Annotated in this window: 25 protein-coding genes; 9 read left to right on the top strand and 16 right to left on the bottom strand. The window is 68.4% G+C overall.

Going from position 1 to position 25,665, the window contains the following annotated elements:
* Positions 1 to 5: 5 nt before the first annotated feature.
* Positions 6 to 1,028 (bottom strand): glycosyltransferase, encoded by a 1,023-nt coding sequence (locus tag IEY28_RS17585; RefSeq protein WP_229783177.1) that lies wholly within the window; start codon positions 1,026 to 1,028, stop codon positions 6 to 8.
* Between the two features lie 181 nt (positions 1,029 to 1,209).
* Between IEY28_RS17585 and IEY28_RS17580 the strand changes: the two genes are divergently transcribed.
* From IEY28_RS17580 to IEY28_RS17560, 5 genes are all read left to right on the top strand, one after another.
* Complete coding sequence (locus IEY28_RS17580; RefSeq protein WP_189000986.1) at positions 1,210 to 2,433, top strand: glycosyltransferase family 4 protein; 1,224 nt, start codon at positions 1,210 to 1,212, stop codon at positions 2,431 to 2,433.
* A complete protein-coding gene (locus IEY28_RS17575; RefSeq protein ID WP_220639459.1) occupies positions 2,426 to 3,346 on the top strand; it encodes a glycosyltransferase family 2 protein in 921 nt (306 codons plus the stop codon). Before IEY28_RS17580 ends, IEY28_RS17575 begins: the two co-directional genes overlap by 8 nt.
* A complete protein-coding gene (locus IEY28_RS17570) occupies positions 3,343 to 4,560 on the top strand; it encodes a glycosyltransferase family 4 protein (RefSeq protein ID WP_189000983.1) in 1,218 nt (405 codons plus the stop codon). Before IEY28_RS17575 ends, IEY28_RS17570 begins: the two co-directional genes overlap by 4 nt.
* Positions 4,554 to 5,333 carry a glycosyltransferase gene (locus IEY28_RS17565; protein ID WP_189000980.1) on the top strand — a complete coding sequence of 260 codons (780 nt, stop codon included), beginning with the start codon at positions 4,554 to 4,556 and terminating at the stop codon, positions 5,331 to 5,333. The genes IEY28_RS17570 and IEY28_RS17565 overlap by 7 nt, the downstream gene beginning before the upstream one ends.
* A 97-nt stretch (positions 5,334 to 5,430) precedes the next feature.
* Positions 5,431 to 6,855 carry a lipopolysaccharide biosynthesis protein gene (locus tag IEY28_RS17560; RefSeq protein ID WP_229783176.1) on the top strand — a complete coding sequence of 475 codons (1,425 nt, stop codon included), beginning with the start codon at positions 5,431 to 5,433 and terminating at the stop codon, positions 6,853 to 6,855.
* Positions 6,856 to 6,872: 17 nt separating this feature from the next.
* Here IEY28_RS17560 and IEY28_RS17555 read toward each other — a convergent pair whose 3' ends face one another.
* A complete protein-coding gene (locus IEY28_RS17555; RefSeq protein ID WP_220639458.1) occupies positions 6,873 to 8,843 on the bottom strand; it encodes a hypothetical protein in 1,971 nt (656 codons plus the stop codon).
* 93 nt (positions 8,844 to 8,936) lie between these two features.
* Here IEY28_RS17555 and IEY28_RS17550 point away from each other — a divergent pair, with 93 nt between their 5' ends.
* Positions 8,937 to 9,344 (top strand): cupredoxin domain-containing protein, encoded by a 408-nt coding sequence (locus tag IEY28_RS17550; protein WP_189000978.1) that lies wholly within the window; start codon positions 8,937 to 8,939, stop codon positions 9,342 to 9,344.
* A gap of 1 nt (position 9,345) precedes the next feature.
* Here IEY28_RS17550 and IEY28_RS17545 read toward each other — a convergent pair whose 3' ends face one another.
* The 3 genes from IEY28_RS17545 to IEY28_RS17535 are packed head-to-tail and all read right to left on the bottom strand — an operon-like array spanning position 9,346 to position 11,271.
* Positions 9,346 to 9,729 (bottom strand): hypothetical protein, encoded by a 384-nt coding sequence (locus tag IEY28_RS17545; protein ID WP_189000976.1) that lies wholly within the window; start codon positions 9,727 to 9,729, stop codon positions 9,346 to 9,348.
* A 51-nt stretch (positions 9,730 to 9,780) separates the two neighbouring features.
* Positions 9,781 to 10,695: an NAD-dependent epimerase/dehydratase family protein gene (locus IEY28_RS17540; RefSeq protein ID WP_189000974.1), complete on the bottom strand. Its 915-nt coding sequence runs from the start codon at positions 10,693 to 10,695 to the stop codon at positions 9,781 to 9,783.
* A 45-nt stretch (positions 10,696 to 10,740) separates the two neighbouring features.
* Complete coding sequence (locus tag IEY28_RS17535) at positions 10,741 to 11,271, bottom strand: metal-dependent hydrolase (RefSeq protein WP_189000972.1); 531 nt, start codon at positions 11,269 to 11,271, stop codon at positions 10,741 to 10,743.
* Positions 11,272 to 11,372: 101 nt separating this feature from the next.
* On the opposite strand from IEY28_RS17535, the gene IEY28_RS17530 reads away from it, so the two are divergent.
* Positions 11,373 to 11,645 (top strand): DUF8044 family membrane protein, encoded by a 273-nt coding sequence (locus tag IEY28_RS17530; RefSeq protein WP_189000970.1) that lies wholly within the window; start codon positions 11,373 to 11,375, stop codon positions 11,643 to 11,645.
* Here the strand turns inward: IEY28_RS17530 and IEY28_RS17525 are convergent.
* The 5 genes from IEY28_RS17525 to IEY28_RS17505 form a co-directional block, all read right to left on the bottom strand.
* Positions 11,642 to 12,298 (bottom strand): DUF7982 domain-containing protein, encoded by a 657-nt coding sequence (locus IEY28_RS17525; RefSeq protein WP_220639457.1) that lies wholly within the window; start codon positions 12,296 to 12,298, stop codon positions 11,642 to 11,644. The genes IEY28_RS17530 and IEY28_RS17525 overlap by 4 nt on opposite strands.
* 75 nt (positions 12,299 to 12,373) lie before the next feature.
* Positions 12,374 to 14,155: a glycosyltransferase family 2 protein gene (locus IEY28_RS17520; RefSeq protein WP_189000969.1), complete on the bottom strand. Its 1,782-nt coding sequence runs from the start codon at positions 14,153 to 14,155 to the stop codon at positions 12,374 to 12,376.
* A gap of 79 nt (positions 14,156 to 14,234) precedes the next feature.
* On the bottom strand, positions 14,235 to 15,176 hold the full coding sequence (locus IEY28_RS17515) for a DUF1616 domain-containing protein (RefSeq protein ID WP_189000966.1): 942 nt from the start codon (positions 15,174 to 15,176) through the stop codon (positions 14,235 to 14,237).
* Positions 15,177 to 15,310: 134 nt separating this feature from the next.
* Positions 15,311 to 16,318, bottom strand: a complete 1,008-nt coding sequence (locus tag IEY28_RS17510; protein WP_189000964.1) for a transcription initiation factor IIB — start codon at positions 16,316 to 16,318, stop codon at positions 15,311 to 15,313.
* 110 nt (positions 16,319 to 16,428) lie between these two features.
* The gene (locus tag IEY28_RS17505) at positions 16,429 to 17,214 is read right to left on the bottom strand and encodes a helix-turn-helix domain-containing protein (protein ID WP_189000961.1); all 786 of its coding nucleotides are present in this window, start codon (positions 17,212 to 17,214) and stop codon (positions 16,429 to 16,431) included.
* A gap of 94 nt (positions 17,215 to 17,308) precedes the next feature.
* Between IEY28_RS17505 and IEY28_RS17500 the strand changes: the two genes are divergently transcribed.
* Positions 17,309 to 17,683, top strand: coding sequence for a hypothetical protein (locus IEY28_RS17500; protein WP_189000958.1), 375 nt, complete (start codon positions 17,309 to 17,311; stop codon positions 17,681 to 17,683).
* Positions 17,684 to 17,690: 7 nt separating this feature from the next.
* Here the strand turns inward: IEY28_RS17500 and IEY28_RS17495 are convergent, their stop codons facing one another.
* The 3 genes from IEY28_RS17495 to dgoD form a co-directional block, all read right to left on the bottom strand.
* Positions 17,691 to 18,653 (bottom strand): C-terminal binding protein, encoded by a 963-nt coding sequence (locus IEY28_RS17495; RefSeq protein ID WP_189000955.1) that lies wholly within the window; start codon positions 18,651 to 18,653, stop codon positions 17,691 to 17,693.
* A gap of 416 nt (positions 18,654 to 19,069) precedes the next feature.
* Positions 19,070 to 20,101, bottom strand: a complete 1,032-nt coding sequence (locus tag IEY28_RS17490) for an NAD(P)-dependent alcohol dehydrogenase (RefSeq protein ID WP_189000953.1) — start codon at positions 20,099 to 20,101, stop codon at positions 19,070 to 19,072.
* Positions 20,102 to 20,147: 46 nt separating this feature from the next.
* Positions 20,148 to 21,299 carry a galactonate dehydratase gene (dgoD, locus tag IEY28_RS17485; RefSeq protein WP_189000950.1) on the bottom strand — a complete coding sequence of 384 codons (1,152 nt, stop codon included), beginning with the start codon at positions 21,297 to 21,299 and terminating at the stop codon, positions 20,148 to 20,150.
* Positions 21,300 to 21,425: 126 nt separating this feature from the next.
* Between dgoD and IEY28_RS17480 the strand changes: the two genes are divergently transcribed.
* On the top strand, positions 21,426 to 22,199 hold the full coding sequence (locus tag IEY28_RS17480) for an SDR family NAD(P)-dependent oxidoreductase (RefSeq protein WP_189000947.1): 774 nt from the start codon (positions 21,426 to 21,428) through the stop codon (positions 22,197 to 22,199).
* Between the two features lie 40 nt (positions 22,200 to 22,239).
* Here the strand turns inward: IEY28_RS17480 and IEY28_RS17475 are convergent, their stop codons facing one another.
* From IEY28_RS17475 to IEY28_RS17465, 3 genes are read right to left on the bottom strand one after another with little or no spacing between them, the layout of a single operon-like run.
* Positions 22,240 to 23,700 (bottom strand): rhamnulokinase, encoded by a 1,461-nt coding sequence (locus tag IEY28_RS17475; protein WP_189000944.1) that lies wholly within the window; start codon positions 23,698 to 23,700, stop codon positions 22,240 to 22,242.
* Positions 23,701 to 23,710: 10 nt separating this feature from the next.
* Positions 23,711 to 24,364, bottom strand: coding sequence for a class II aldolase/adducin family protein (locus IEY28_RS17470; RefSeq protein ID WP_189000940.1), 654 nt, complete (start codon positions 24,362 to 24,364; stop codon positions 23,711 to 23,713).
* A 59-nt stretch (positions 24,365 to 24,423) separates the two neighbouring features.
* Positions 24,424 to 25,596: an ABC transporter ATP-binding protein gene (locus IEY28_RS17465; protein WP_189000937.1), complete on the bottom strand. Its 1,173-nt coding sequence runs from the start codon at positions 25,594 to 25,596 to the stop codon at positions 24,424 to 24,426.
* Positions 25,597 to 25,665: the final 69 nt, after the last annotated feature.

The following is a 25,665-nucleotide window of genomic DNA, read 5'->3' as shown; positions in this document are numbered from 1 at the left end:
GCCCGCTACGGCAGGTCTTGGGGCTCCGGGTCGGGCGCTGTCAGCCCTTCGAGGAAGCCGACGCCGTAGAGGCAGTACTGCGCGGCGAGCATCGCCGGGACAAGCAACGCCAGCGGACTCCGCCGGTCGCGGTACACCCGCGCCGTGGCGTAGCCGCTCACGACGAGAAACGCGAGGAGCAAGAGCGGGACGTAGCGGGCCTTCCGGGCGCGGAGGTCGGCCAGTGCAGCGAGCGTTCCGCCGCCGAGCGCCAGCGACGGCAGGGCGGAGTACCACCGGATGACTTTCCGGTGGCGGCGCTGGATACGGGCCATCGCGTACCCGTACGAACGGTTCTTCGTACAGAAGTCGCCGAAGGTCGGCGAGAGATGGTGCGAGACGGCGATAGTCGGGTCGAAGACGAACCGGTAACCGGCCTCGCTCAGGCGGAAGTGGAACTCCGCGTCCTCGCCCACGTTGACCGCGTCGTCGTAGCGGAACTCCTCGAACACGTCGGCGTCGTACAGGACGTTACAGGCCGCGACCGACCGCACCAGTCGAACCTCGTCGATGGCGTGGGACTGTGGGGACCCGCCGGACCCGAAGACAGTGCCCTGCAGACTCCCGACCAGTTTCGCGAACGCCGGATCGCCCGGGAACGGGCGGTTCGGCCCGCCGACGCCGACGACCGACTCGTCGGCGGCGTGGGCCTCGATTCGCTCAACGAGATCGCCGAGCCACGTCGCCGGCACGGCGCAGTCGGAGTCGGTAAAAGCGACGTAGTCGCCGTTAGCCGCGTCGGCGCCGCGGTTGCGGCACTCACCGATGGTCGCGCCCTCGGCGACGAGGAACGAGACGCCGTGGTCGGCGGCGATGCGGGCGGTCCCGTCCGTCGACCCGCCGTCGACGACGAACACGTCGTACCGGTCGTCCGGATACGTCTGCTCGGTGAGCGAGGCGAGCGTCTCGCCTACCGTCCTCTCGGAGTTGTACGTCACGACGACGACGGACACCACCGGCCGTCCACCGTCCACACCCTTCGCTGACACGGGTAAGGAGTGGATACCTCGGAGGATAACCCTATCGGTGCGGGGGGTCGGACCGACGAAGTCGACGTGGTTTCGGTGTCTCGCCCCGGAAAGCATAACACCTCACTCGGCGATACAGTAGGACGTACGTACCGCCTCCCAGCCACACGGAGTGGTGTGGGAGACGTCCAACAGTACCCTCATGTCTGACGAACCGATATCTCGAAGCGACCCCGACGCGTCCTACCGCGTCCTCGGCTGTGCGACCGAGCACCCGAACCACGTCTTTCAGGTCCGGACGCCGTTCAACCACCGCTCGTTCGACGCGCTGAACGCCACCGGCGTCGATCTAGACGTGGTGTCCCCGACGCCCGTCGCCCCGCCCGTCGGCCCGTACTCGGAGTACCGCCACGTCCCGAAGACCGAGCAGTGGGGGTCCTATCGAGTCCACTACCCGCGCTACCTGTACATGCTCCCGAAGCGCTACTTCTACCACGTCTCGGGTAACTCCGTCCAAAAGCGCGTCACGAAGTACGTCGAGCGCACCTTCGAGACGCCCCACGACGTGGTGCAGGCCTGCGGGTTCTACCTCGACGGCTACGCCACGCTGGAGTACTGCAAGCGCCACGACATCCCTCTCGTGGCCCTCTCGCACGCTGGCGACCTGAAGAACTTCGACCGGTTCAACGAAACCGTCCAGTCGCATATCCGCGAGACCATCGACTACTGCTCGGCGGTCCTCACGGTCAGCGACGAACTCAGCGCCGTCGCCCGTCGCTTCGCGCCCGCGAGCAAGGTCACGACGCTCCCCATCGGCGAGGACCCGGAGAACTATCCGACCGAGCGTCGGGACGCCATCCGCCGGGAGCTAGGCGTCGCCCCGGAGACGAAACTGCTCCTGTTCGTCGGCCGGTTCGAGAAGGAGAAGGGCGTCCGTGACCTCGTCGCCGCGCTGGAATCGCTGGACCGCGACGACGTGGCCGTCGCCGCCGTGGGCCACGGCGGGGCGCTCCGCTGGTGGTTCCTCGACCGACTGGGCGAACTACGTCATCCGGCCCACGCCTACTGGCAACTCGACCCCATCGCGGTCCGGCGTCTCCACGTCGCCGCGGACCTGCTGGTCCACCCGAGTCACTTCGAGGCCCGCCCGACGGTCATCTACGAGGCGATGGCCGCCGAGACGCCCGTGCTGGCGTCGAACGTCGGCGGCATCCCGGAGATGGTCGTCGACGGCGAGACGGGCGTCCTCGTCCCGCCACACGACCCGGCGGCGCTGGCCGAGACGCTGGACTACCTGCTCGACGACCCCGAGCGACTGCGCGAGATGGGCCGGGCGGGTCTCCAGCGACTCCTCGACCAGCAGTGGACGTGGAAGCGCCACGCCGAGCGCCTGAACGAGGTTCATCGGGAGGTCGTGCGTGCGTAGCCCCCGCGTCAGCGTCGTGATTCCGGCCTACGAGCGGGGGCACCTCGTCGGCCGCGCGATAGACAGCGCGCTGGCACAGACCGTCGAGGACCTCGAAGTGGTCGTCGTCGACGACGGGTCGACAGACGACACGCGAGCAGTGGTCGAGGGGTACGACGACCGCGTCCGCTATCTGGCCCACGAGACGAACCACGGGGTCAGCGCCGCCCGCAACACCGGCGTCGAGGCCGCCCGCGGCCAGTACGTCGCCTTTCTCGACTCGGACGACGAGTGGCTCCCCCGGAAACTGGAGCGGCAACTCGCCGCCGTCGAGTCACGCGGCGAGGGGTGGGTCGGCGCCTACTGTGACCTTCGGACGGCCGGCCTCTCCCCGCTGGGCCGCCTCGCCGCCGTCGTCTCCGACCGCCTCTTTCGCTCGTCGGCCCCGAGAGAGGGCGGTCGGGAACTGGCGACGTCGCTGCTCGCCATGCAGGTGTTCATGGGGCCGGGATCGACGCTCGTGGTCGAGCGGGCGGTTCTCGAAGCGGCGGGCGGGTTCGACGAGAGCCTGTCTATTTACGAAGACTGGGACCTCGTCCTGCGGGTTCTCGCGGCCGGGAACCTCGCGTACGTGGACGAACCGCTCGCGGTGACACATTTCACCGGGGACGCGCCCGCCGAGACGTACGCCGAGAACGACCGGCGCTATCTCGCCCGGAACGCCGACCTCGTGGCGGAACTGGAGCGTGAGGGCGTCCCGGTCCGACGGGTCCACCGAATGGGAATCGTCGGACACTTCCTCGCCGCGGGGCGGTTCGGTGAGGCTGCGTCGTACCTCGACGCGTGTGCGTTCACCCGACCGAAGGACCTCGCTCGACTGGCGTTCTGGTCGGTACTCGGCCTCCGGTCGCTGGTGACGGGTGGTGACGGATGACCGTCCAGCCCGGTAACGACGGCGACCCCTACCGGGTGCTGGCCTGCTCTATCCACCACCAGAGCCACGCGCTCCCGGTCCGGTCGCCGTTCAACCACCGCTCGTTCGACGCGCTGAACCGGACCGCCGCCGAGTTGGACGTGGTGGTGCCGACGCCCTTCGCCCCACCGGTCGGTCCGTACTCGGAGTACTCGCGGGTACCCCGGACGGAGCGCTGGGGCACCTACGTGGCACACTACCCCCGGTTCCTCTACGCGGTGCCGAAGCAGTACTGCTACCACGTCTCCGGCGACTCGCTCCAGAAGCGCGTCACGAGGTACGTCGAACGCACCTTCGAGACGCCCCACGACGTGGTCCACACCTCGGACATCTACCTCGACGGCTACGGGATGTTGCGGTACTGCCGTCGGCACGACCTGCCGCTGGTGGTCAACAGCCACGCCGTCGACCTCCACAACTACGAGTCGTTCAACGAGCAGGCACAGGCCCGCATCCGCGAGACGCTGGCGTACGCCGCCCGAATCGTCGTCGTCAGCGACGAGCTCGCGACCCGCGCCGCCCGGTTCGTCCCCGAGTCGAAAATCCGGACCGTCCCCATCGGCGAGGACCCGTCGCGGTTCCCGACCGACCGACGCGAGCAGATTCGCGACGAACTGGGCATCGGCCCGGAGACGACGGTGCTGCTTTCGGTCGGTGCCTACGCCGAGGAGAAGGGATTGAAAGAACTCGTCGCGGCCGTCGACGCCTTAGACCGGGCGGACGTGATGCTCGTGACCGTCGGCCACGAGGGCGACCTCCGGTGGTGGCTGTTGGACCGCCTCGGCAAACTCCGCCACCCCGCCCGGTCGTTCTGGCAACTCGACCCCGTGGCGCTCCGTCGCTGGCAGATAGCCGCCGACGTGCTGGTCCATCCCAGTTGGCGAGAGGGGCGGCCGACGGTCATCTACGAGGCGATGGCCGCGAAGACGCCGGTCGTCGCCTCGTCGGTCGGTGGTATCCCGGAGATGGTCGTCGACGGCGAGACGGGCGTCCTCGTCCCCCCGCACGACCCGACGACGCTGGCCGAGACGCTCGACCGCCTGCTAGACGACCCCGAGCGGTTACGGGCGATGGGGCGAGCGGGTCACCAGCGACTGCTCGACCAGCAGTGGACGTGGCGCCACCACGCCGAGCGCCTGAACGAGATTCACCGGACGGTGATGGCCGAATGGTGACCGACGGCGCGGACGGGCCCGTCTCGGTCGTCGTCCCGTACAGTCAGAGATACACGCCCGCTGAGATGCTCGAAGAGGCGAAGGCGACCGTCGCCGCACAGTCCGTGCCGACGGAACTGATCGTCGTCGACGACGTCGATACCGGTCCCGCGGACGCACGCAACGCCGGCCTCGACCGCGCACAGCACCGATACGTCGCTTTCCTCGACGCCGACGACCTCTGGGAACCGGACAAACTCGAACGCCAACTGGAACGGATGGCCGAGACGGGCGCGGGCCTCTGTCTGGCGGGCGATCCGATGTCGATAGACGAGTTCGTCTACGAGGCGTTCGTCGGCGACTTAGACGAGGTCACGTCGGCCATCCTCGTCGACACCGACCGGGTCGGCGTCCGCTTCGAGTCCGAGTTGCGCCGCGGCGAGGACACGCTCTACGTCCTCGAAGCCGCGACGGAGGCGGGCGTCTGCCTCTGCCCGGATCTGTTCACCCGTCGGCACCACGACCAGAGTATGATGGCGTCGGGGATGCCCGTCGACGAGTACCTCGAACAGGCCAAACGCTTCGGCTATCTGGTCGACCAGCGAGTGCCCGCCGCCCACCCGTACACCGACATCTACTACGTCCAGTTGTTCACGACCGTCGGACGGGCGTACCACCGAGAGGGGGAGTTCGACCGCGCTGTCGCGTACTTCGCGCGAGCGCTCCGCATCGCCCCACACCCGTCGACAGCCCTCGCGCTGGGACGGGCGTTGCTCGCACGGGTGATGCCGTGATGCTGGCCGAACGCACCGCACGCGCAGTCCCCCGTCGAACCGCCCGACCATGACCGGGGACCGTGGCCGAGACACAGCGTCGGTCGGGCGACCGACGATGCCCCGGCGATTGAACTTCGCGAAGGCGGGCGGGCTTTTGCTGGCGCTGGAAATCGTCGGCGTCGTCGTCGGGTTCGGCTCGACTGTGTACTTCGCGGGTGCGCTCGGCGCGGCGGCGCTGGGCGTGTTCTTCCTGTTCGAGGCCGTGTTGAGTACGCTCGGGACGTTCGCCGACTTCGGCATCAACGGGGCCGTCGAGAAACGCATCAGTGAGGGGACCGATCCGGACGCGATTCTCGCGGCGGCGCTTCTCCTCAAAGGAACGCTGTTGCTCGGGCTGGCGGCGCTCGTCGTCCCGTTCCGGGGCGTGGTGAACGACTACGTCGGGGCGTCCGTCGTCGTCCCGTTGCTGGTCGCCGCCGTGCTGTACCAGTCGTCGATGCTCACGCTCCACGTCCTCCGCGCGGAGATGCGGGCCGACGAGACGGCCGTCCTCCAGTTTCTCCGCCTCGCCACCTACGTCGTCGTCGCCGTCGTCCTCGTCCAGTTCGGCGCGGGTGCGATGGCGCTCGTCTACGGCCTCGTCGCGGGCTACGTCGTGTTGCTGGCTGCCGGCGTCGTCCGGATGGAGACTGGGCTGGCCCGACCCTCGACCCGGCACCTGCGGACGCTCGTCGACTACGCGAAGTTCAACGGCGTCTGGGGGTTGGGCGGGCACGTCTACAACAGCATGGACGTCCTCGTCGTCGGCCTGTTCCTCTCGGGAGCGCACGTCGCCAGTTACGAACTCGCGTGGCGAGTGACGGTCATGACTGGCATCGTCGGCGTCGTCGTCTCGAACACCGTCTTCGCACAGATGAGCGCGTGGGACGCCACCGGAGAGCGCGACCGCATCGCGCCGACGGTGCGGGACGGACTGGCGGCGTCGCTCGTCCTCGTGATTCCCGCCTTCGTCGGCGTCGCGCTGCTCTCCGAGCAGATACTCGGCCTCGTCTTCGGGCCGGAGTTCCTCCTCGCCACCGCGGCGTTCGTCGTGCTGATGGGCGAGAAGTTGGTCACCGCCGTCAACAACGTCTTCGACGCGACGATCCGGGCGCTCGACCGACCCGACGTCGGGGCCTACGCGACGGTGGCGTCGCTGACGTTAAACGTGGTCCTGAACGTCATGCTGGTGCCCCGGTTCGGCCTCGTCGGCGCCGCGGCCGCCACCGGGACCGCGATGACGGTCAACACGCTCGTCCTCGGCGGGTACCTCCGGCGAGTCATCCCGCTGTCGTTCCCGACGGGCGTGGTCGTGTGGTGTGTCGGCGCGGCCGCGGTGATGGGCGGCGCGTTGGTCGTCGCTGGCACCGTCGCGCCCGCGACGTTCCCCGGCCTCGTCGCGCAGATACTGCTGGGCGGGGTCGTCTACAGCGCCGTCGTCCTCGCCTCGCCGTCGCTCCGAGCGAAACTGCTGGCGAACGTCCGGCAGTTCGGCAAGTGAGCCGTCGACCGGAAGTGTTACTGTCCGGTGGCGTTCGTCGCCGCCGTCCCGTTCTCGCCGTAGAGACCGCGGAAACCGTCCGGACTGTGGTAGACTCGGACAGCGTCGGTGGCGTACACGACGTTCGACCGCGCCTCGGTGGCGGCGAACCGCTCCTCGGAGAGGGTGAAGACGTTCTGCTCGCTACTCCGGAGGCTCAGGCCCAGTGCGACGAGGTGGTCCGTCCAGCGCTCGCGCACCACGACGAAGTCGGCGCCGGTGCGTAGTCCGCTCGGCCGTGCGCGGAGGACCCGCGTGGCGTTGTAGTCCGCCGTCTCGAAGGCGCGGTTGGTCACGCGGTCAGTGGCCACGTCGTCGGACGCGTACGTCTCGACGAACGCGGCGGTGGTCCCGATAGCCCGGAACTCCGCGTCGGTCATCGACACCTGCTCGCGGCGCTCGTCGGTGTAGACGCCCTCCACGTCGTCGGCGGCGAGGACGGTGAACGCCGTCGCGCCGCCGAGCGAGGCGACCACCAGCAACGTGACGGCGACGTATCGCCCGTCGACGGCGAGCGCCCGTCGGAGGCCGACGGCGAGGGGGAACACTGCGACGAGCGTGACGACGAACTTCAGCCGCTCTATCTGGGGAATCGGAATCGGGAACGGGAGGAGCAGAGCGGAGAGGCCGAGGCCCGTGACGGCCAGCGTGAAGCCGCGCCGGTACCGTCCGAGGTGGTCGAGCAGTTCGTACGCCGCGAGCAACAGGAGCGACCCGAGGCCGGCGGCGTAGACGCCCGTCGGTGTCGACAACCACTGGACCGCCCGACCGACGCTGTCGCCCGGCAGCGTGACACCGTAGGTGTACAGTCGTGCGGGGGGGACCGTCGCCACGTCGAACAGCACGCCCAGCGACAGTTCGACGATGCCGACGACGATGAGGCTGGGCGAGTACGACCAGTACGCGAGGAGGAGCGCTCCGCCGACGACGCCGGGGAACAGCCACCGGTATCGGAGCGTCGGCCAGCGGCCACCCGAGGCAGTCGGGAGGAGGGACGGCCGCGCGAGTGCGACCGGGACGGCCGCCGCCGCGACGCCGGCGAACAGGAGATACGTCAAATGGTGGGTGACGACCATCGTCCCGACGAGGAGGAGGGCGAACACGGAGAGGCGGCGGTAGGTCCGTTCGTCGCTGGCGTCGAGCAGTCGACTGTTGACGTAGATGCCGACGAGCAGGAGGAGGGAGGCCAGCGCCTGCGGGTAGAAGTACAGCGCGTGGTAGCTGAAAAACTCCAGGAGGAGGACCGACAGGGCAGTCGTCAAGCCCAGTCGGGTCGACCCGAACACCGACGCCCCGAGGAGGTACGCCAGCGGGACGACCAGCGTGAACAGCAGGATGCCGGTCAGGACCAGCGCGTCGTAGGCGCCGAGGCGGGTGAGGTGCGTGACGGTGCCGACGAAGAAGTGAAAGACGGGGTAGAGGTCGTAGCCGTGGGCGATGGCCGTCGTGTAGCGGGCCTCGACGAGCGTCTCGACGGCGGCGACGTGAGCGAACGTGTCGGTGCCGCCGAAGTAGAACCCGGTCGTGAGATACTTCCCGAGTCGGCCCGCGAGAAAGAGCGCCGATAGCTGTGTCAGCACCGCGGGAACCGAGGGATCGGCGCGTATCTGCAGGGCGGCCAGTGCGATACCCAGCGGGAGGACGACGGCGAACGGGAGCAGGCGAGACCCGAGCAGCGACGTGGCGACGACGGCTCCGCCGGCGAGCGCGAGGACGACTTTCGTCACCACGCTGGCCGGGACGCGACCGTCTGCGTCGGGGAACTCGCCGCGAGAGGCGACGAAGAGTACCAGCGCGACGACGGCACCGACGAGCGTGAACCCCGCCCGGAGGAGCGTCGGCCGTGCCAAGAGGCCGAGGAGGGAAACCGCCGACAGTCCGACGGCCGTCAGTAGGCAGACGGCGATCGGGACGTACTCGGCGCGGCGGCGGTGCGGTGCGGAGACCATCGAGGAGATATCGTTGCCCCCTGTTTCGCTGGCGGCGGCAAAAGTGTTGCAGTCGCCGACTAAGCTTAACCTACTGGCGAGCGTCCGGGGCGTATGGACAGACGGACGCTACTGCGGTTGGGTGGGGCGGGACTGGTCGGCACGCTGGCCGGCTGTGGCGGGTCGGGCGACGACGGGCCGAGCGAGACGCGCGTCGCGATGACCGACGACCTCGTGTTCGACCCGAAGGAGGTGACGGTCGCTGCCGGCGACACGGTGGTCTGGGAGACGACGGGGTCGGTGGCCCACAGTGCTACCGCCTACGAGGCCGACCTCCCCGACGGCGGAGCGTACTTCGCCTCCGGCGACTTCGAGAGCGAGTCGGCCGCCCGGCAGGCCTACCCCGACGGCAGCGTGGGGTCGGGCGAGACGTACCGCCACACGTTCGAGGTGGCCGGCGAGTACCCCTACTTCTGTATCCCCCACGAGTCCGGGATGCGCGGCACCGTCGTCGTGGAGTGAGTTACGCCGCGCCGAGCGTGCGGACCACGGAGAAGAGGGCGAGTCCCGCACCGAGAGCGACGAGGGCCTGCCCTGTCCAACGGGGCGGCCACAGCGAGTCGGGATTCGCAGTCGACCGCCGGTGGCGGCAGACGACGGCCGCGCCGATACAGAGCGCGACCACGCCGTGGACGGCATACAGCCCCAGCCCGATGGTCAGGGAGAGGACGTAAGCCCCGACGTACGCGGCCGGCGTAAAGAGGAGTTGGGGCCACGGCGAGACGTCGTCGCCGTCGAACAGGCGGAGAAAGACCGTCGGAAAGTACCACGAAGCCGTCCCGGTGAAGAGGAAGAACCCGGCGAGAGCGACGCCGATTACGGCGTCGGTCACGGCCTCGGGAGGCATCGACACACGGTAGCGAGCGACGATTGAAAGCCGTTCCTGTCCGGCGCCGTCTCACCCCAGATAGTCGGCGAGGCCCGCCTCCAGCGAGACGGTCGGGTCGTACCCCAGTCGCTCGCGGGCCTTCGCGATGTCGGCGACGCTCTCGCGGATGTCGCCCCGTCGTGGCTCGACGCTCGTTATCTCGGCGTCGGGCGCGACCCGGTCCCGAATCGTCTCGGCGACGGTCCGGATGGTCGTGCCCGTCCCGGTGCCGACGTTGAACGCCTCCCCCGTCGCGTCGGTGGTCGCCGCGAGCAGGTTCGCCTGCACCACGTCCGCGACGTCGACGAAGTCCCGCGTCTGCCGGCCGTCGCCCTGCACGGTGAGGGGGCCGCCACTGCGGGCCTGTTCGGTGAACGCGGTGATGGCACCGGCGTAGTCCCCGCCGGATTGGCGCGGTCCGTAGACGTTGAAGTACCGGAGCGCGACCGTCGGCAGGTCGTAGAGGTCGGCGTACAGCCGACAGTAGTGGTCGCCCGAGAGCTTCTCCAGCCCGTAGGGTGAGGAGGGCTGTTTCGGTGCCGTCTCGGTGACCGGCATCGACTCGGGTGCGCCGTAGATGGCCGCACTGGAGGCGAAGACGACCCGGGCGTCCTGCCGGCGGGCCGCTTCCAGTACCGAGAGCGTCCCGTCGACGTTGACCGAGTGACTCGTCGTCGGGTCCGCGACGGACTGGGCGACGCTGACGACGGCCGCCTCGTGGAAGACGAGGTCGACGCCGTCCATCGCTCGGCCGAGTGCCGCCTCGTCGCGCACGTCGCCCTCGACGAGCGTCACGTCGTCGGGCACTCTGGAGCGCTTCCCGGTGACGAAGCTATCGAGAACCCGCACGTCGTTGGCCGGTCGGAGTGCGTCCACGAGATGACTCCCGATGAACCCTGCTCCACCCGTCACGAGCGCCGTCTGCCCGGCGACAGTCGCAGTCATGGCTTACCGTGCGCGAGGTGTGACCAAATAGCCGCGGGTGCGGCGTCAGTCGGGACGCGGCGGCCGCCACGGGAGCGCTCGCCAGAAGTGCGCGAGGAAGACGAGACCGCCGACGGCGGCGAGCGCCAGATGGCCGAACGCGTTCGGCGACCCCTCGACGGCGCGGAGTAGTTCACCGAGGCCGATGGCGGAGTCGTACGGATACGCCGGCAGGAAGGGCCACAGGAGGAAGGTGAACTCCTCGACGCGCCAGTAGTACAGCGCCACGTACGTATCACCGAGGAGGTGGCTGGCGTACCCCAGCCAGAACGCCACGCCGACCTCGGGGTGGGCGCGGTGCCACGCCACCGCGAGGACCAGCGCCGAGAGCGGGACGGCGAGGACGAGCGAGTGGGCCAGCGACCGGCCCGAGGGGATGGCCCCGACCCACCACGCCAGCGGCTTGTCGACGAGGTCCGGGAGTTGCGTCGCCACCAGCACCGCGGCCAGTTCCGCCCGTGAGACCCGGCGGCGGAACACCAGCGCCAGACCGACGACGAGGAGGTAGCCGAAGGCGGCGTGGGTCCATGGATACATTCGCGTACCGAAGGGACGGTCCCCGACGGCTTGAACCCCGCGCTAGGCGGGACGTACCGAACCCCAGAGGGTTATGCCGCTCGACGGCGTAGCGAGGTGTGATGACGACGCCCCGGCAACGCCGGTTCCTGTACGCGCAGGTCGGCCTGACGCTGGTCGCCACCGCGATACTGGCGACTGTCGGGGCGCTCACGCTCGAACACGTCTTCGTCGTCTCCTTTCTCGGGTTCGTCGTGCTGACCGCGCTGACCGCGCCGGTCCACGTCACCCCGCGCTGGCGCTCGCGGCTCCGCTGGCCCCTGCTGGCTGGCGCGGTCGCCTTCCTCGTCCTCGTCGGCCTCCGCACGCTGGAGAAGTTCGTCGGGTCGCTCTAGTCCCAGCGACAGGTGACGACGAGGCGCCCGTCATCGTCGGTCGGTTCGACGCGAACCGGACGCCCGACTGCTCGTGCGAGACCGACGCCGACGACGGAGGCGACGGGGTGGTCGAACAGTTCCGCTGTCCCGACGGTAGTCCCGGTGACAGTCACTTCGGCACCGCCATCGGTCGTCTGCGCCGTCGCTCGGTCCGCGAGTTCGAGGTCCTCGACGAGGTAGTCGACGAGCACCGGGAGTCGGTCGGCCGGGTCCTCGTCGACCGCCGGTCGATCGAGCGTCGTCAGCAGTCGCACGCCGACGGGGTCGAGGTGCGCGTCGCTCTCCTCGACGGTCAGCGCGACCGAGTCGCCGTCGGGGACGTACAGTAGCGGGCCGTCGCCGGCGAGTCGGCGCGCGTTGGTCCCGGCCGTCGCGGCGAGGTCCGTCGCGACCCGCGCCGGGAGCGTCCGCTCCGCCGTGACGAACTGGAGCAACAGGGCCGCGAAGAGGGCGGTGCCGCCCCACGCGAACAGGAGGGTCTGGCGGGTCGGCACTCCGACCCCGGCAGCGACGAGGCCGACGCCGACGAGGGCGAACACCGGTGCCGGGTTCCGGTCCCCGAACCGTTCTCGAAGCCGGCCACCCGCCGACGCGTGCGTGGCGTTATCCACGGGCGTCCACCGCCACGCGGTTCGTCCCCACGGTCATACTGCTGTCCAGTCTCGCTGCCGGTTTAGCTGTTCCCCTCACTGTCCCAGTCGTTTCATCGTCGGGTGGCCGTTCAGAACGTGCATCATCAGCGCCGTGACACACAGCAGCGTCCCGCCGATGGCGAACATGATGGCGGTGCCGAGTTGGACGGGGTAGAGCGCTCCCGTCTCGACGTACTGGACGAGCAACAGGAGCACGACGCTCACGCCCAGCAGGGTCGTGATAGTGCCGGGAATCCCGACGATGAGGAGCGGACGGCCGTACTCGACGGTCCAGACGATGTTCCGGACGAGGTCGAGTCCGTGCGAGAGCGACCCCTGCGTACTCGAGTTCTCGACGTCGTAGGAGATGGTCGTCCCCACCTCGGCGACGCTCAGGCGGTTACGGTGGGCGTGGTACAGGATGTCCGTACTCGCGCCCATGTTGTTCCCGAGAGTCTGGTCGCCGGCCAGCGAACGCAGCGCTCGTCTGTTGTAGGCCCGGTAGCCGCTCTGTGTATCGCGGACCCACCCGCTCGGGCGGAGTTTGCCGAGACTGAGGTTGGTGAGGTCGTTGATGACCGCCAGTCCGAGCGACCGGACGAACGGTATCTTCGACTGGCGGTCACCGACGTAGCGACTCCCGATGACGATGTCGGCGTCGGCGCGGTCCTGCGTCTCGACGAGTATCGGGATGTCGGCCGGGTCGTGTTGCCCGTCGGCGTCGACGACGACGAGGTGGGCGGCGTCGCGGTCGGCGGCCTCCCGGAACAGCGTCTTCAGCGCCCCGCCGTAGCCCTGATTCCAGTCGTGGGCGACGACGGTCGCACCAGCCTCGCGGGCCCGGTCGGCCGTCGCGTCGCGGCTCCCGTCGTCGACGACGACGACCTCGTCGGCGAACGCCGCGGCACGGTCGACCACGTCGGCGATGCTGTCGGCGGCGTTGTACGCCGGAATCCCGACGACGACGGTGGGCGTGTCTCGCGCGACGCTCCACTGCTCGGGGATAGCGACCACCTCGTAATCGGCGCGCTCGAAGGCGGCGCTCGTGCGGTCGTAGTCGATGCGCGGGCAGTCGCGGGTCTGCAAGATGATGCCCGGCGAACCACGCTCTCTGGCGGTCCGTGAGAGGAGTCGGTTGAGTTCCGCCTGTGACGACCGTCTCGACGGCGGTGAGAGGACGATGGCACCCAGCGACGCGAGCGTATCGAGTGGCTCGGCACCCTCGTCCAGTCCGGAGTAGGTCACGAGAACGGGGTGCCCCCGACGACTCGCCCGGAGGACAGTCCGGATGGCGGCGTCCCCGTTGGTCGGGGAGAGGACGAGGCCGATAGCGACGTCCCGTGCCGCGTCCGTCGCGTCGGCCGTCGTGTCGTCGGGAATCGACACGAGCGGGAGGGAGGCCTCGGTGCGACCGGGCACCGACGCCGTCGTCACGTCCAGTACCGTCGTGTCGCCGTCGGCGGAGACCCACCTGACCGTCGGTGTCGCCAGCGACTCGTCGTCGCCCGAGAGCGGCACTACCTCGTCGACGGTCGGGTTGGACACGACGGACTCGCCGGGACCCTCGACGAGGTAGCCGACGGTGGCCGACTCGCCGGGTTCGACGGCACCCTCGATGGCGAGACGGCCGCCACTGAACGTCCCGTCACCCGCCCTCCGGTCGCGCCCGGTGAGCGTCTCCGTCGCCGGAACCGGGTCCGAGATACTGACGGCGACGGCGTCCGGGCCGTGCGTCTCGACGGCGAGCGAGACGAACCGTCGCCCGCCGTCGACGTCGGCCACCGTCTTGGTCACTGAAACGTCGTCTAGCTGTGTGTGTGCCGAGTCGTGTTCCACCGTGAATCCTCCGGTCCACCACTCCCCAGTAGTGTACTATCCAGATATACGCCGATTGCCTACATATAGATGCCGACAGTTACGGCCCGTCGGAGACGCGCACCCAGACGTGCACCTGTCTGACCGGTGACTGGGCGTCGGAGCGGTACAGGCGGTAGGTCAGTCGAAGGGCGTCCCCCGCCGTCGTCGGCCGAATCGTGTGTCTGGTGACCGCCGACTCGCCGGCGGCGACCGACACCGGGAACCGAACCAGTTCCTCGGAGTCGGTGACGGTGACGGTGTCGTTCTCGACCGTAACGCGTTCGAGTCGACCGACGACGGTGCCGTCGAACCCGTCGGGGCCGCGGGCACCGACGCCGACACCGACGGTCGTCGGGTCGCCGACGGTGAGTTCGGTCGGGTGGTCGCCAGCCCTGAGTTCGCCGGCGTCGTTCTCACCGAGGAGGTAGAACTCGGTGACGCCCGCGGCGTCGGTAGCCTCCTGTGCGACGACGCCGACAGCACCGACCCCGGCGACGAGGACGAGGACGGTCAGCGCGATGCCGAGAGTACCCTCGTCGGTGACGACAGCGACGGTCCGGTCGCGGACGCTCCCGAAGTCGGTCCCCGCCCGCACGTCGGCCGGCACGCGCCTGCGGCGACTCCACGCCACGGCCGTCGCCAGAAGCGTCAAAAGACACAGACCGCCGACGACGGCCGTCCGTTGAAACCCCCAGATAGTGAAGTCGAGGACACCGCCGACGACGGCGACGGCGACGACGCTCCCGCCGACGCTCAGGCCGAGGCGGGCCAGCCACGAGGTCCGCGTCGTCGCCCCCGGTGCCGCCTCGCCGGCCCGCGGGAACACCGCCGAAACGAGGGCGTAGCCGGGTACGAGCACGACGAAGGGGATCCCGACGACGATGGCGAGTGGCGTCCACGCACCGGCGGGGGAGAACGCGACGACGGCCGCGAATACCACGCTCGCGACGACGAGTAGCAGGTCGGCCGGGACGCTGTGGTCCGACCCCGAACGAGACATACCGGTGTATCCGCGTGACGGGACTAAAAGGGCGCGGGCTTCGGTACGGTCGTCCTACTGGCCCGCTCTCGGGCCGCTCCGGTCACCGTCCGCTCGCTGCTTCGCTCCGAGACACCACTCCGTTCGGGCTCTCGCTATGCACTCGCGTTCGACCCGCCCGCAGCGCTCGCCTCGACGGGATCGCGGTCGGCCTCGGCTTCGAGGAGTTCGCGGTAGCGGTCCCGAATAGTGACCGTGCTGACGTCGGTGGCGTCGCTGATGGTCTCCTGCGTGAGTTCCTCGTTGACGAGCAGGCCCGCCGCGTAGATGGCTGCGGCCGCGAGTCCGACGGGGCTCTTACCGCTGTGGACGTTCGCGGCTTTGCCGTTCTCGATGAGGTCGTGGGCCCGCATCGCCAGTTCGTCGCTGGCGTCGAGTTCGGAGACGAACTTCGAGAGGTAGTCGGCCGGGTCCGGCGGGCCGATCTCCAGCGAGAGTTCGCGGTTGATGTAGCGGTAGGCGCGGGTGAACTCCTGTTCGTCGACACGGCTGACGACCACCATGTCGTCGATGGTCTGCGGGAGGTTCGTCTGCCGGACGGCGGCGTACAGCGACGCCGTGGCAACGCCCTCGATGGAGCGGCCCGGAAGCAGGCCTTCATCGAGCGCCCGACGGTAGACGACGCCGGCCGTCTCGCGGGCGCTCTTGGGGACGCCAAGTGCGCTCCCCATCCGGTCTATCTCGCCCAGCGCCTGCTTGAGGTTGCGCTCGCTGTGGTCCCGGGTTCGGAACCGTTCGTTCCACGTCCGAAGCCGCTGCATCTTCTCGCGCTGACTGGACGACAGCGAGTTCCCGTTGGCGTCCTTGTTCTGCCAGCCGATGTTCGTCGAGAGGCCCTCGTCGTGCATCAGTTTCGTCGTCGGCGCGCCGACGCGGGACTTCTCGTCGCGCTCGGCGGAGTCGAACGCGCGCCACTCGGGGCCGCGGTCGATGGCGTTCTCGTCGACGACCAGCCCACAGTCCGCACAGACGGTCTCGCCGCGAGACGCGTCGTGGGTGAGATGGCCGCCGCAGTCGGGACAGACGTGGTCCTCACCCGCCGTTGTCTCCTCGTCGGCGGTGCTTTCCCGTTCCTCGGCGTCGTGTGTGCTGAGTGTGGTCATGATAGGTGAAGGGCGAGCGGTGACGCCACCACCCGCGTGCGTACCACAGTAGAAACGTGCTACCAGTATCAGCACTAGTTCGGCGTATGCCAAAGGCTGTTGGTAGTCGTTCACACACCCGAGCGGCCGACCCGCAGACGGGTCCCCTCCGCGACCGATTCGTCGGCGTCGACCGGTCCCATCGACCGCGTGACGAACGAGCGGACGATCCACGCCTCGGCCCGCTGGAGGCGGTACTGCAGGGTCGACCGGGAGACGTCGAGTTTCTCGGCGAGGTCGGTCAGCGAGACGTCCCTCGGGGTGCGGTAGTAGCCGTATTCGACCGCCGCTTCGACGGCGGCCTGCTGTTCCGGCGGGAGTTCGGCCAGCGTCACCGACTCGTCGGTCCAGTAGGACGGCTCGCCCAACTGCCGGAACTCGACGGTCAGACCGGGGCGAAGTTCCGTCTCCAGCGCGCCGAACAGGTCGTCGACGCCCTCGTCGCTACACAGCAGCAGGCGCCACTCACAGCGGCTGCCGCGGCGTTCCGTCTCACAGAGGACGCCGTTGCCGACGTGTTCGATAGCCAGTCGCGGGATAGAGTGACAGTCGCCGGCCTCCGAGCGATAGCTGTAGACGGTGCGGCGCCCCTTCTCCGAGGCGATGACCTTGTAGTGCCACTCGGTATCACAGTCCCGGGTGCCGATGCACTCCGTGCACTGGACGGGGCCGTCGAAGACCTCGTCGAGTCTGTCGAGCGCCGCCTCCGTGCCGGCGACCCGTTCCAGCCGCCACATCCCGTCGTTCGTGACGTTACAGGCGATCGTCCGGGAGTGGGTCTCCGGGTAGTCGATGAACACGTCCATCAGGGGGTCGACCCCGCGTTCGTAGTCGATGGTGAAGATGAACTCGCGCATTGGCGCTCCTACTCCGCGGAGCGGCTTATATCCACGGACGATTTCGGCGTGTGCCGAACGGGCAGTCATACCGATGGATCCCGTCCGATAGCGTATGTCGTGCGAACCATCGAAACCGCCCCGACGGGAGCGCGAATCGACGGCGAGTGACGCGTCCCGGGGCCGGTTGCCGGCCCACAATTGGCGCCCCACCGTCGTCCACGGCGCCATCCTGTGGGCGCTCCTTCTCGGGGCGGCGCTGGTCGTTCCCGCAGGGCATCCGTTAGCACTCGGCGTCGCCGTCGCCGGCGTGTTCGTCCTCCCTACCCTGCCCGTCGCGCTGTGCTGTGACTACCGACAGGCCAGACGCGCCGGAACCTGCGACCCCGGCGTCGAGGCCTACCTCCGTAACCTCGCATACGACGTCCGGACGACGCTCACCCGCGGCGACTCGCTGGGGAGCGAGCGCCGGGCGTTCGACTCGTGCTGACCGAGGCTCAGAGCCAGTCGGTGTCCGGGTCGATGTAGTCCGGCGGCGTCTCGCCGGCCAGTGCCGCCCGGACGTTGGCGGCGACGGTGGCGTTCAGTTCCTCGCGGGCCTCCTCGGAGTACCACGCCGCGTGCGGCGTGACGATACAGTTGTCCAGTCCGGTCAGTGGGTGGTCGGGTTCCGGCGGTTCCTGACAGAGGACGTCCAGTCCGGCGGCCGCGATGGCCTCGTTCCGAAGGGCGTCGAGCAGGGCTTCCTCGTCGATCAGGCCGCCACGGCCGGTGTTGACGAGGACGGCGTGGTCCTGCATCGCCTCGAGCGCCCCGGCGTCGACCATCCCGCGGGTGTCGTCGGTCAGCGGTGCGTGCAGGGAGACGTAGTCCGCGCGCTCGTATAGGTCGTCAAGCGTGACCTTCTCGACGCCGGCCTCGGCCATGTCAGTCTCGTCGACGTAGGGGTCGTAGGCGACCACGTCGAGGTCGAATCCACGGACCTGCTCGCGGACGCGGCGGGCGATGGGGCCGAAAGAGACCAGTCCGAGCGTCCGGCCGCGCACCCGGTGGACGGGACGGGTGCGTTCCCAACCCCAGTTGCCGTTCCGGACGTCCCGGTCGTAGGCGGCGACGGTGCGGATACAGTCGAGCAGGAGCGTCACCGTGTGGGTCGCCACCTCGTCGGTGCAGTACTCGGGGACGTTGGTGACCTGCACGCCGTTCTCGGCTGCCGCGCCCACGTCGACGTTGTCGATGCCGACCCCCGCGCGGGCGACGATTCGCAGGTCGTCGAGTTCGTCGAGAACCGCCGCCGTCACGGGCGTGTTCACGTCGACGACGAGCGCGTCGGCCCCTTCGGCCGCCGCGGCCAGTGCGGCCTCGTCGTCCGTCTCGGCGGCGACTACCTCGGCGTCCAGTTTCTCGCGGAGCAACGCGGTGTCTATCATCGGATCGTCGCTGGCGACCACTCGTGGCATATCTGGACGGACGAACGCCCCATATATAACGGGCCGGCGACGTTCCCAGCGGACAGGAATCCGACGACAGCGATGCGGCCTGTCCGGTCGACGGATCGTTCCGACAGAGACTCGCCCGCGGAGTCGCAGACGTCGGTTCGGGAGCGACTGACAGCAGCCGACGGGCGAAACGTCGCCACACGCCATCCGAGCACCATCGCAGATATCCCGGAAGCGCCTCGGCCGTCACGGGCACAGATCGAGGCGATACGTCACGAGAGGTCCGCGAATTTTTGCCCACGTATGACAACAAACTCCGGAGTTGTGGACCCATAATTCGAGTCATTCGACTTCTGTAGGCCCTCTTCCCATGATTCTGGTTCTGAAAATGTCTTTTTGTGATTGCTTGCCCCCTTTATGCGTCTATCTCGGCGCTTTCAGGACTCGAACGTGATCATGCCCTTGACGACGGCTGGCTCCATCGCCCGTTGGAAGGCGTCGTCGATGGCGTCGAGCGAGGACTCGAAGTCGATGATGCCCGCCACGTCGACGACGCCGTCGGCGAGCAAATCCACGGCCGCGTCGTAGGTGTTCTTATAACGAAACGACCCGTGGACGTCTATCTCGTTGTCGATGACTTCGAGCACGTCGAACGGAACGGTGGCCTCGTCTGCCAGTCCGACGAGGACGACGGTGCCGCCCCGCCGGACGGCGTCGAGCGTCGACCTGATGGAGGGTTCGGCCCCCGACGCTTCGACGACGACGTCCGCACCGACGCCGTCGGTGTACTCCTCGACGGCCGATTCGAGGTCCGTCTCGGTGACGTCGACGGTTACGTCCGCCCCGCGCTCGGCTGCGAGCGACAGTTTCTCGGCGACCACGTCGGTGACGATGACGTCCGTCGCGCCCGCGGCGCGTGCGGCCTCCATCACTAGTAAGCCGATGGGGCCGGCACCGGTGACCAGCACAGTATCGCCCGTCCCGACGTCCCCGCGGCGGCAGGCGTGGATACCGACCGAGAGAGGCTCACAGAGCGCTCCCTCGGCGGTGGAGACGGAATCGGGCAGTTCGTAGGCGAAGTCCGCCGGCCACGAGACGTACTCGGCGAACGCGCCGTCGTGTGGCGGTGTCGCCATGAACGTAACGTCTTCACAGAGGTGATAGTCGCCGCGCTTGCAGTGGGCACAGCGGCGACAGGGGACGCCCGGTTCGAGGGCGACCCGGTCGCCCGCTTCCAGTCCGGTGACGTTCTCGCCGACCGCGACCACTTCGCCGGCACTCTCGTGGCCGAGAACGAGTGGATCCTCGACGACGTAGTCGCCGATGCGGCCGTGTTCGTAGTAGTGGACGTCCGACCCGCAGATGCCGACGTCTCTGATGGCGACGAGGACGTCGTCGGGGCCGGGGGACGGTTCGGAACGGTCTTGGAGTTCGAACTCGGTAGGTTCGACTAACACTGCGGTTCGCATGACCGACAACACGCCGCATAGATACTAAAAGACAGGGGGTGCGCAGTCACCACTCGGCGATGCTTCCGTCCTCGTGGTGCCACACCGGATTGTACCAGTTGACTTCTGTCTGTGCCTTTTGCCGGACGTACGCCTCGTCGACTTCGATGCCGAGTCCCGGTCCGGTCGGTCGCTCGACGTAGCCGTCCTCGAACTGGAACGTCTCGGGGTCTTCGAGCAGGGCGAGACGCTGACTCGATTCCGGGTCGTGGAGTTCGAGGTCCTGTTCCTGTACGACGACGTTCTGGGACGCAAAGCCCACCTGCAGGCTGGCGGCGAATGCGACGGGGCCGAGCGGACAGTGCGGGACGACGGCCACGTCGAAGGCCTCCGCCATGGACGCCACCTTGCGCATCTCGCTGATGCCGCCGACGTGCGTGACGTCCGGTTGGATGACCGAGACGGCGTCGTCGACCAGCAGGGGCTTGAAGTCGTATCGGGAGTAGAGGCGTTCGCCAGTCGAGACGGGGACGCTCGTCCGGTCGTTGAGGGCGGCGAAGGCCTCGCCGTGTTCGGGTGTCAGCGGTTGGTCGGCGAACATCAGGTTGTACGGTTCCAGCCGACGGAGGAGTTCGAGGGCCATCGGCTTCGAGACGCGGCCGTGGAAGTCCACGCCGACGAGCGCGTCGTCCCCGACGGTGTCTCTGAGTGCCGCCACCCGTTCGACGGCGCGGTCGATGGCCGCGGTCGTCTCTAACGGGCGGAACTCTCGCGGATTGTTGAGTTTGAACGCGCGGTAGCCGCGAGCGTAGTCCTGCGCTGCGGACTTGGCGATGTCCTCGGGACCGGCCCCGCCGATCCACTGGTGGACGAGCAGCCGGTCCCGGACGTGCCCCCCTAGCAACTCGTGGACCGGAGCGCCGTAGTGGCGACCCTTGACGTCCCACAGCGCCTGATCGATGCCGGCGAGGGCGCTCATCAGCACCGGCCCACCGCGGAAGTAGCCGCTCTGGTAGAGCTTTCGCCAGTGGTACTCCGTCCGAAGCGGGTCCGTCCCGAGGAGGTACCCCTCGATGAGTTCGCCGACGGCCGCCCGCACCGTCTCCAGTCGCCCCTGAATGATCGGCTCGCCCCAGCCGATCAGCCCCTCGTCGGTCTCAAGCTTGAGCAGTAACCACCGGGGCGGAACGGCGAACAGTTCGTAATCGGTGATTTGCATACGTAGGACATGGCGAGGTGCCCACTTCAAACGACAGGTCGCCACGGCGACGGCGTTCGACCGGGCCGAGTACGTCAGTGAATGTATAGTTTTATCACCGTGGAAATCACTAGCACGACCGTTCGCATGAGTGTAGTCGACAGTTTCTCCCTCGACGGAGAGACGGCTATCGTCACCGGCGCAGCACAGGGACTCGGAAAGCAAATGGCGAGCGGCCTCGCGGAGATGGGCGCCGACGTCGCCATCGCCGACGTGAACCGCGAGAAGGCCGACGCGACGGCGGCCGAACTCGACGGCGAGACCGAGGTCGTCGCCACGGAAGTCGACGTCACAGACGAGGCGTCGGTCGAGGCGATGGTCGAGGACGTGACGGACCGACTCGGACCGATAGACGTCCTCGTCAACAACGCGGGCATCGTCGAGAACTCACCGGCCGAGGAGACGGGCATCGACTCGTGGCGGCGCGTGGTCGCCGTCAACTTAGACGGCGTCTTCCTCTGTGCCAAACACGTCGGCCGGCAGATGCTCGAACGCGGCGAGGGACGCATCGTCAACATCTCCTCGATGTCCGGGTTCGACGTCAACGTCCCCCAGAAGCAGGCCAGCTACAACACCACGAAAGCCGGGGTGCGGATGCTGACACAGTCGCTGGCCGTCGAGTGGGGTGACCGCGGCGTCCGGGTCAACGCTATCGCGCCGGGGTACATGCGCACGGACCTCGTCGACGAGGTGCTGGCCGAGAACCCGGAGATGGAGGAGACGTGGCTGGAGAACACGCCGATGGGACGGCTCGGCCGCCCGGAGGAACTCAAAGAACTCGTCGTCTACCTCGCGTCGGACGCCTCCTCGTACGTGACCGGGTCCACGGTGGTCATCGACGGCGGGTACACGTCCCGGTAACGAACCGTCCTTCTACAAAGACAGCGAGACCGCGTCGGCGTCAGTCCGCCGCGAGGTCGGCCATCCGTTCTTTCGCTCGACCCCACCCCTCGGTGTGAGTGGGGGCGTATCTCGTCGTCTGGAACGTCGACTCGACGAGTCGGCGGCCGGCCGCGAGGTCCGGCAGGGTGTCGACGGCGAGCGCTTGCGTCAGGAGGTTCCCGACCGCGGTCGCCTCGACCGGCCCGGCGACGACGGGCATGTCGGTCGCGTCCGCGAGCAACTGACAGAACAACTCGTTGCGGACGCCGCCGCCGCCGAGGTTGATGCTAGACGGGGGGTCCTCGACGACCGACGCGAGGGCGTCCAGTTCCAGCGCCGTCTTCGTCACGAGACTGTCGAGCAGACAGCGGACGACGCCGCCCTGTCCGGTCGGTACCGGCTGGTCGGTCCGCCGGCAGTACGCGCGGATCTGTTCGGGCATCGGTGCGTCGATGCCGAACGCTTCCGCGTCCGGGTCGACGAGCGCGGCCCGCGCCGCGGCCTTCCGGGCGGCCGACAGCAGGTGGTCGTAGTCGACCGGGTCGCCGGTCTCGCGCCACGCCTCGCGGCACTCTTCGAGCAGGAAGAAGCCGTTGACGTTCTTCAAGAGGCGGACGGTCCCGTCGACGCCGAGTTCGTTCGAGACGGCCTGCTCGAAGGCCGGGTCGGTGCGGACCGGGTCCTCGCGCTCGACGCCGAGGATGAACCACGACCCGGTGTTGAGGAAGGCGGCGTCCTCGGCAAGCGGGAGGCCGGCGACGGCCGCCGCCGTGTCGTGGCTCGCCGGCGTGACGAGGTCGGGCGTCGAGGGGAGTGATTCGGCCACGTCGTCGGCGACGGGCCCCAGTCGCTGGCCGGGTTCGTCGAGCGGCGGCAGGAAGTCGGTCGGCAGGGACACCTCCTCCAGCAGGTCGGTGGCCCACGCGCGCTCGCTCGGGTCGACCATCTGCGTGGTCGAAGCGACGGTCACCTCGCCACAGGGTCGGCCGCCCAGCAGTGTCGTCAGCAACTGGGGCATCATGAGCAGGCTGTCGGCCCGTTCGAGGAGGGTCGGTTCGTCGCGGGCGAGCGTGTGGAGTTGCCAGAGCGTGTTCGGCGTGTTCCAGTTGGTGATGCCGGTGGCCTCGAACACCCGGCGTCTGTCGACCGTCTCGAACAGCGACTCGCGCGAGGCCGTCGCGTCCGGGTCCCGGTAGGAGACCGGGTCCCGCAGTACCTCGCCGTCGGCGAGCAGGCCGAAGTCGAGACCCCACGTGTCGATGCCGACCGTGTCGACGTCGTCGGCCCGTTCGCCCGCGGCTTCGAGGCCGTCGACCATCCGCTCGCGGAGCGCCGAGAGGTCCCAGACGTAGCGGCCGTCCCGCTCGACCGGCCGGTTCTCGAACCGGTGGACCTCGCGAACGTCGAAGTCGGTGGGCGTCACGGTGCCGAGATACACCGTGCCGCCGCTCGCGCCGATGTCGATGGCGACGTGGTTCATCGGCGGGGAGTCACTGCCCGTAGCTGTCGAGTTTGCCCTGCAGGCGGTCGATTTCGTCGTCTGGGAGGATCTCGGGGTCGCCGATAGCGCGGGCCTGATAGTGGATGCGGGCGCAGTACTCGACCATCAGCGCCACCGTGTAGGCCTCCGCCAGCGACCCGTCGGCGGTCAGGACGCCGTGGTTCCGCAGGAGCGTCGCGTTGTAGTCCTCGCCGAGGGCCTCGACGGCCGCGTCCCCGAGGGCTTGGGTCGCGTGGGTCTCGTACTCGGCGACTGGCACCTCGGACCCGGTGAACGCCAGCAGGTAGTGCGAGGCCGGAATCGCCTCGCCGAGCGAGGCGAACGTGGTCGCATAGGGCGAGTGCGTGTGGACGACGCCGCCGACGTCGGGGCGCTGTTCGTACACTTCGAGGTGCATCGGGAGTTCCGTGGAGGGAGTGACGTCGCCCTCGACTACGGTCCCGTCCGTGCGAACGACCGGTACGTCCGACGGTTCGATATCCTCGTACGGTATCCCCGAGGGACTGATGGCGACGTGGTCCTCGTCGAGGCGGGCACTGAGGTTCCCGCCGGTACCGGTCGTCAGGTCGTCTGCGAGCAGGCTTCGGCCGTGTTCGCAGATAGCGCTACGCGTCTCGTGATACGAAAGGTTCTGTGATGACATGTGGTGGATGGTGGATCGGACAATCGGTGAGCGGTACGTCCGGAGCGGCCAGTCCGGCGTTACTTCGCGGAGCTACTGGCGGTCTGGACCCCCTCTTCGAGAGCGATTTCGGCGTCAGCGTCGAGTCTCCGCTGGTGGATGGTCTCGCCGGTGGCGGCGTCGAAGAGGTGGACGTCCTCGTCGGGAATCTCGACGTAGACCTCCGCCCCTTCGCTGATGAGGCGCTGACCGTCCGTCTCGACGATAAACGTCTTGTCGTCGTCCTGCTGGGCCGCGCGCAGGTAGACGTAGGAGATGCTCCCCATCGGTTCGACGACGTCGACGACGGCTTCGAACTCGTGGCCGCTGGTGGGTTCGTCGTGGAGCGTGATGTCCTCGGGCCGTGCGCCCAGCACGAGGTTGCTCCGGCCCTCGACCGAGGACTGCATCCGCTCGGTCAGGTCGAAGTCGAAGCCGTCGGCCCGGAGGGTGCCGCCCTCGACGTGCCCCTCGAAGAAGTTCATCGAGGGCGACCCGAGGAAGCCGGCGACGAACTGGTTGGCCGGCCGGTAGAAACACTCCAAGGGCGTGCCGACCTGCTGGAGTTCGCCGTAGTTGAGGACGACCAGTCGGTCGCCCATCGTCATCGCCTCCGTCTGGTCGTGGGTGACGTACAGCGTGGTGACGTCGAGGTCGTTCTGGAGGCGGTTGATTTCGGTCCGCATCTCCGCCCGAAGCTTCGCGTCGAGGTTGCTGAGCGGTTCGTCCATCAGGAAGACGTTCGGGTCGCGGACGATAGCGCGGCCCAGCGCCACGCGCTGTTGCTGGCCGCCGGAGAGTTCGCCGGGCGTGTTGTCAAGCAGTTCCCCGATGTCCATCATCTCGGCGGTGGACGTGACGGTCTGCTCGATGGCGTCGGCCGACATGTCCGTCGACATCTTCAGCCCGAAGGACATGTTCTCCTCGACGGTCATGTTCGGATACAGCGCGTAGTTCTGGAACACCATCGCGATGTCTCGCGCACGCGGCCCGAGTTGGTTGACGATGGCGTCGCCGATTTCGACGTCGCCCTCGCTCTGCGTTTCGAGCCCCGCGACGATTCGCATGAGCGTCGATTTCCCGCTGCCCGAGGGGCCGACGAAGACGACGAACTCGCCGTCTTCGATGTCCAGAGACACGTCGTCGACCGCGACGACCGACTCGTCTCCGTCGCCGAACCGTTTCGTTACGTCGTCTATCGTGATACTAGCCATTATGTAGCCTCCGTTGTGCGACTCCGTCTCGCCGCCGCACGGGCGTCGTTCGCGAGCAGTACGTCTCGT

Origin of the sequence: Haloarcula pellucida (assembly GCF_014647235.1) — an archaeon.
GTDB classification, from domain to species: domain Archaea; phylum Halobacteriota; class Halobacteria; order Halobacteriales; family Haloarculaceae; genus Haloarcula; species Haloarcula pellucida.
The sequence above is the reverse complement of the archived record's forward strand: the minus strand, read 5'-3'. Positions and strand labels throughout refer to the sequence as shown.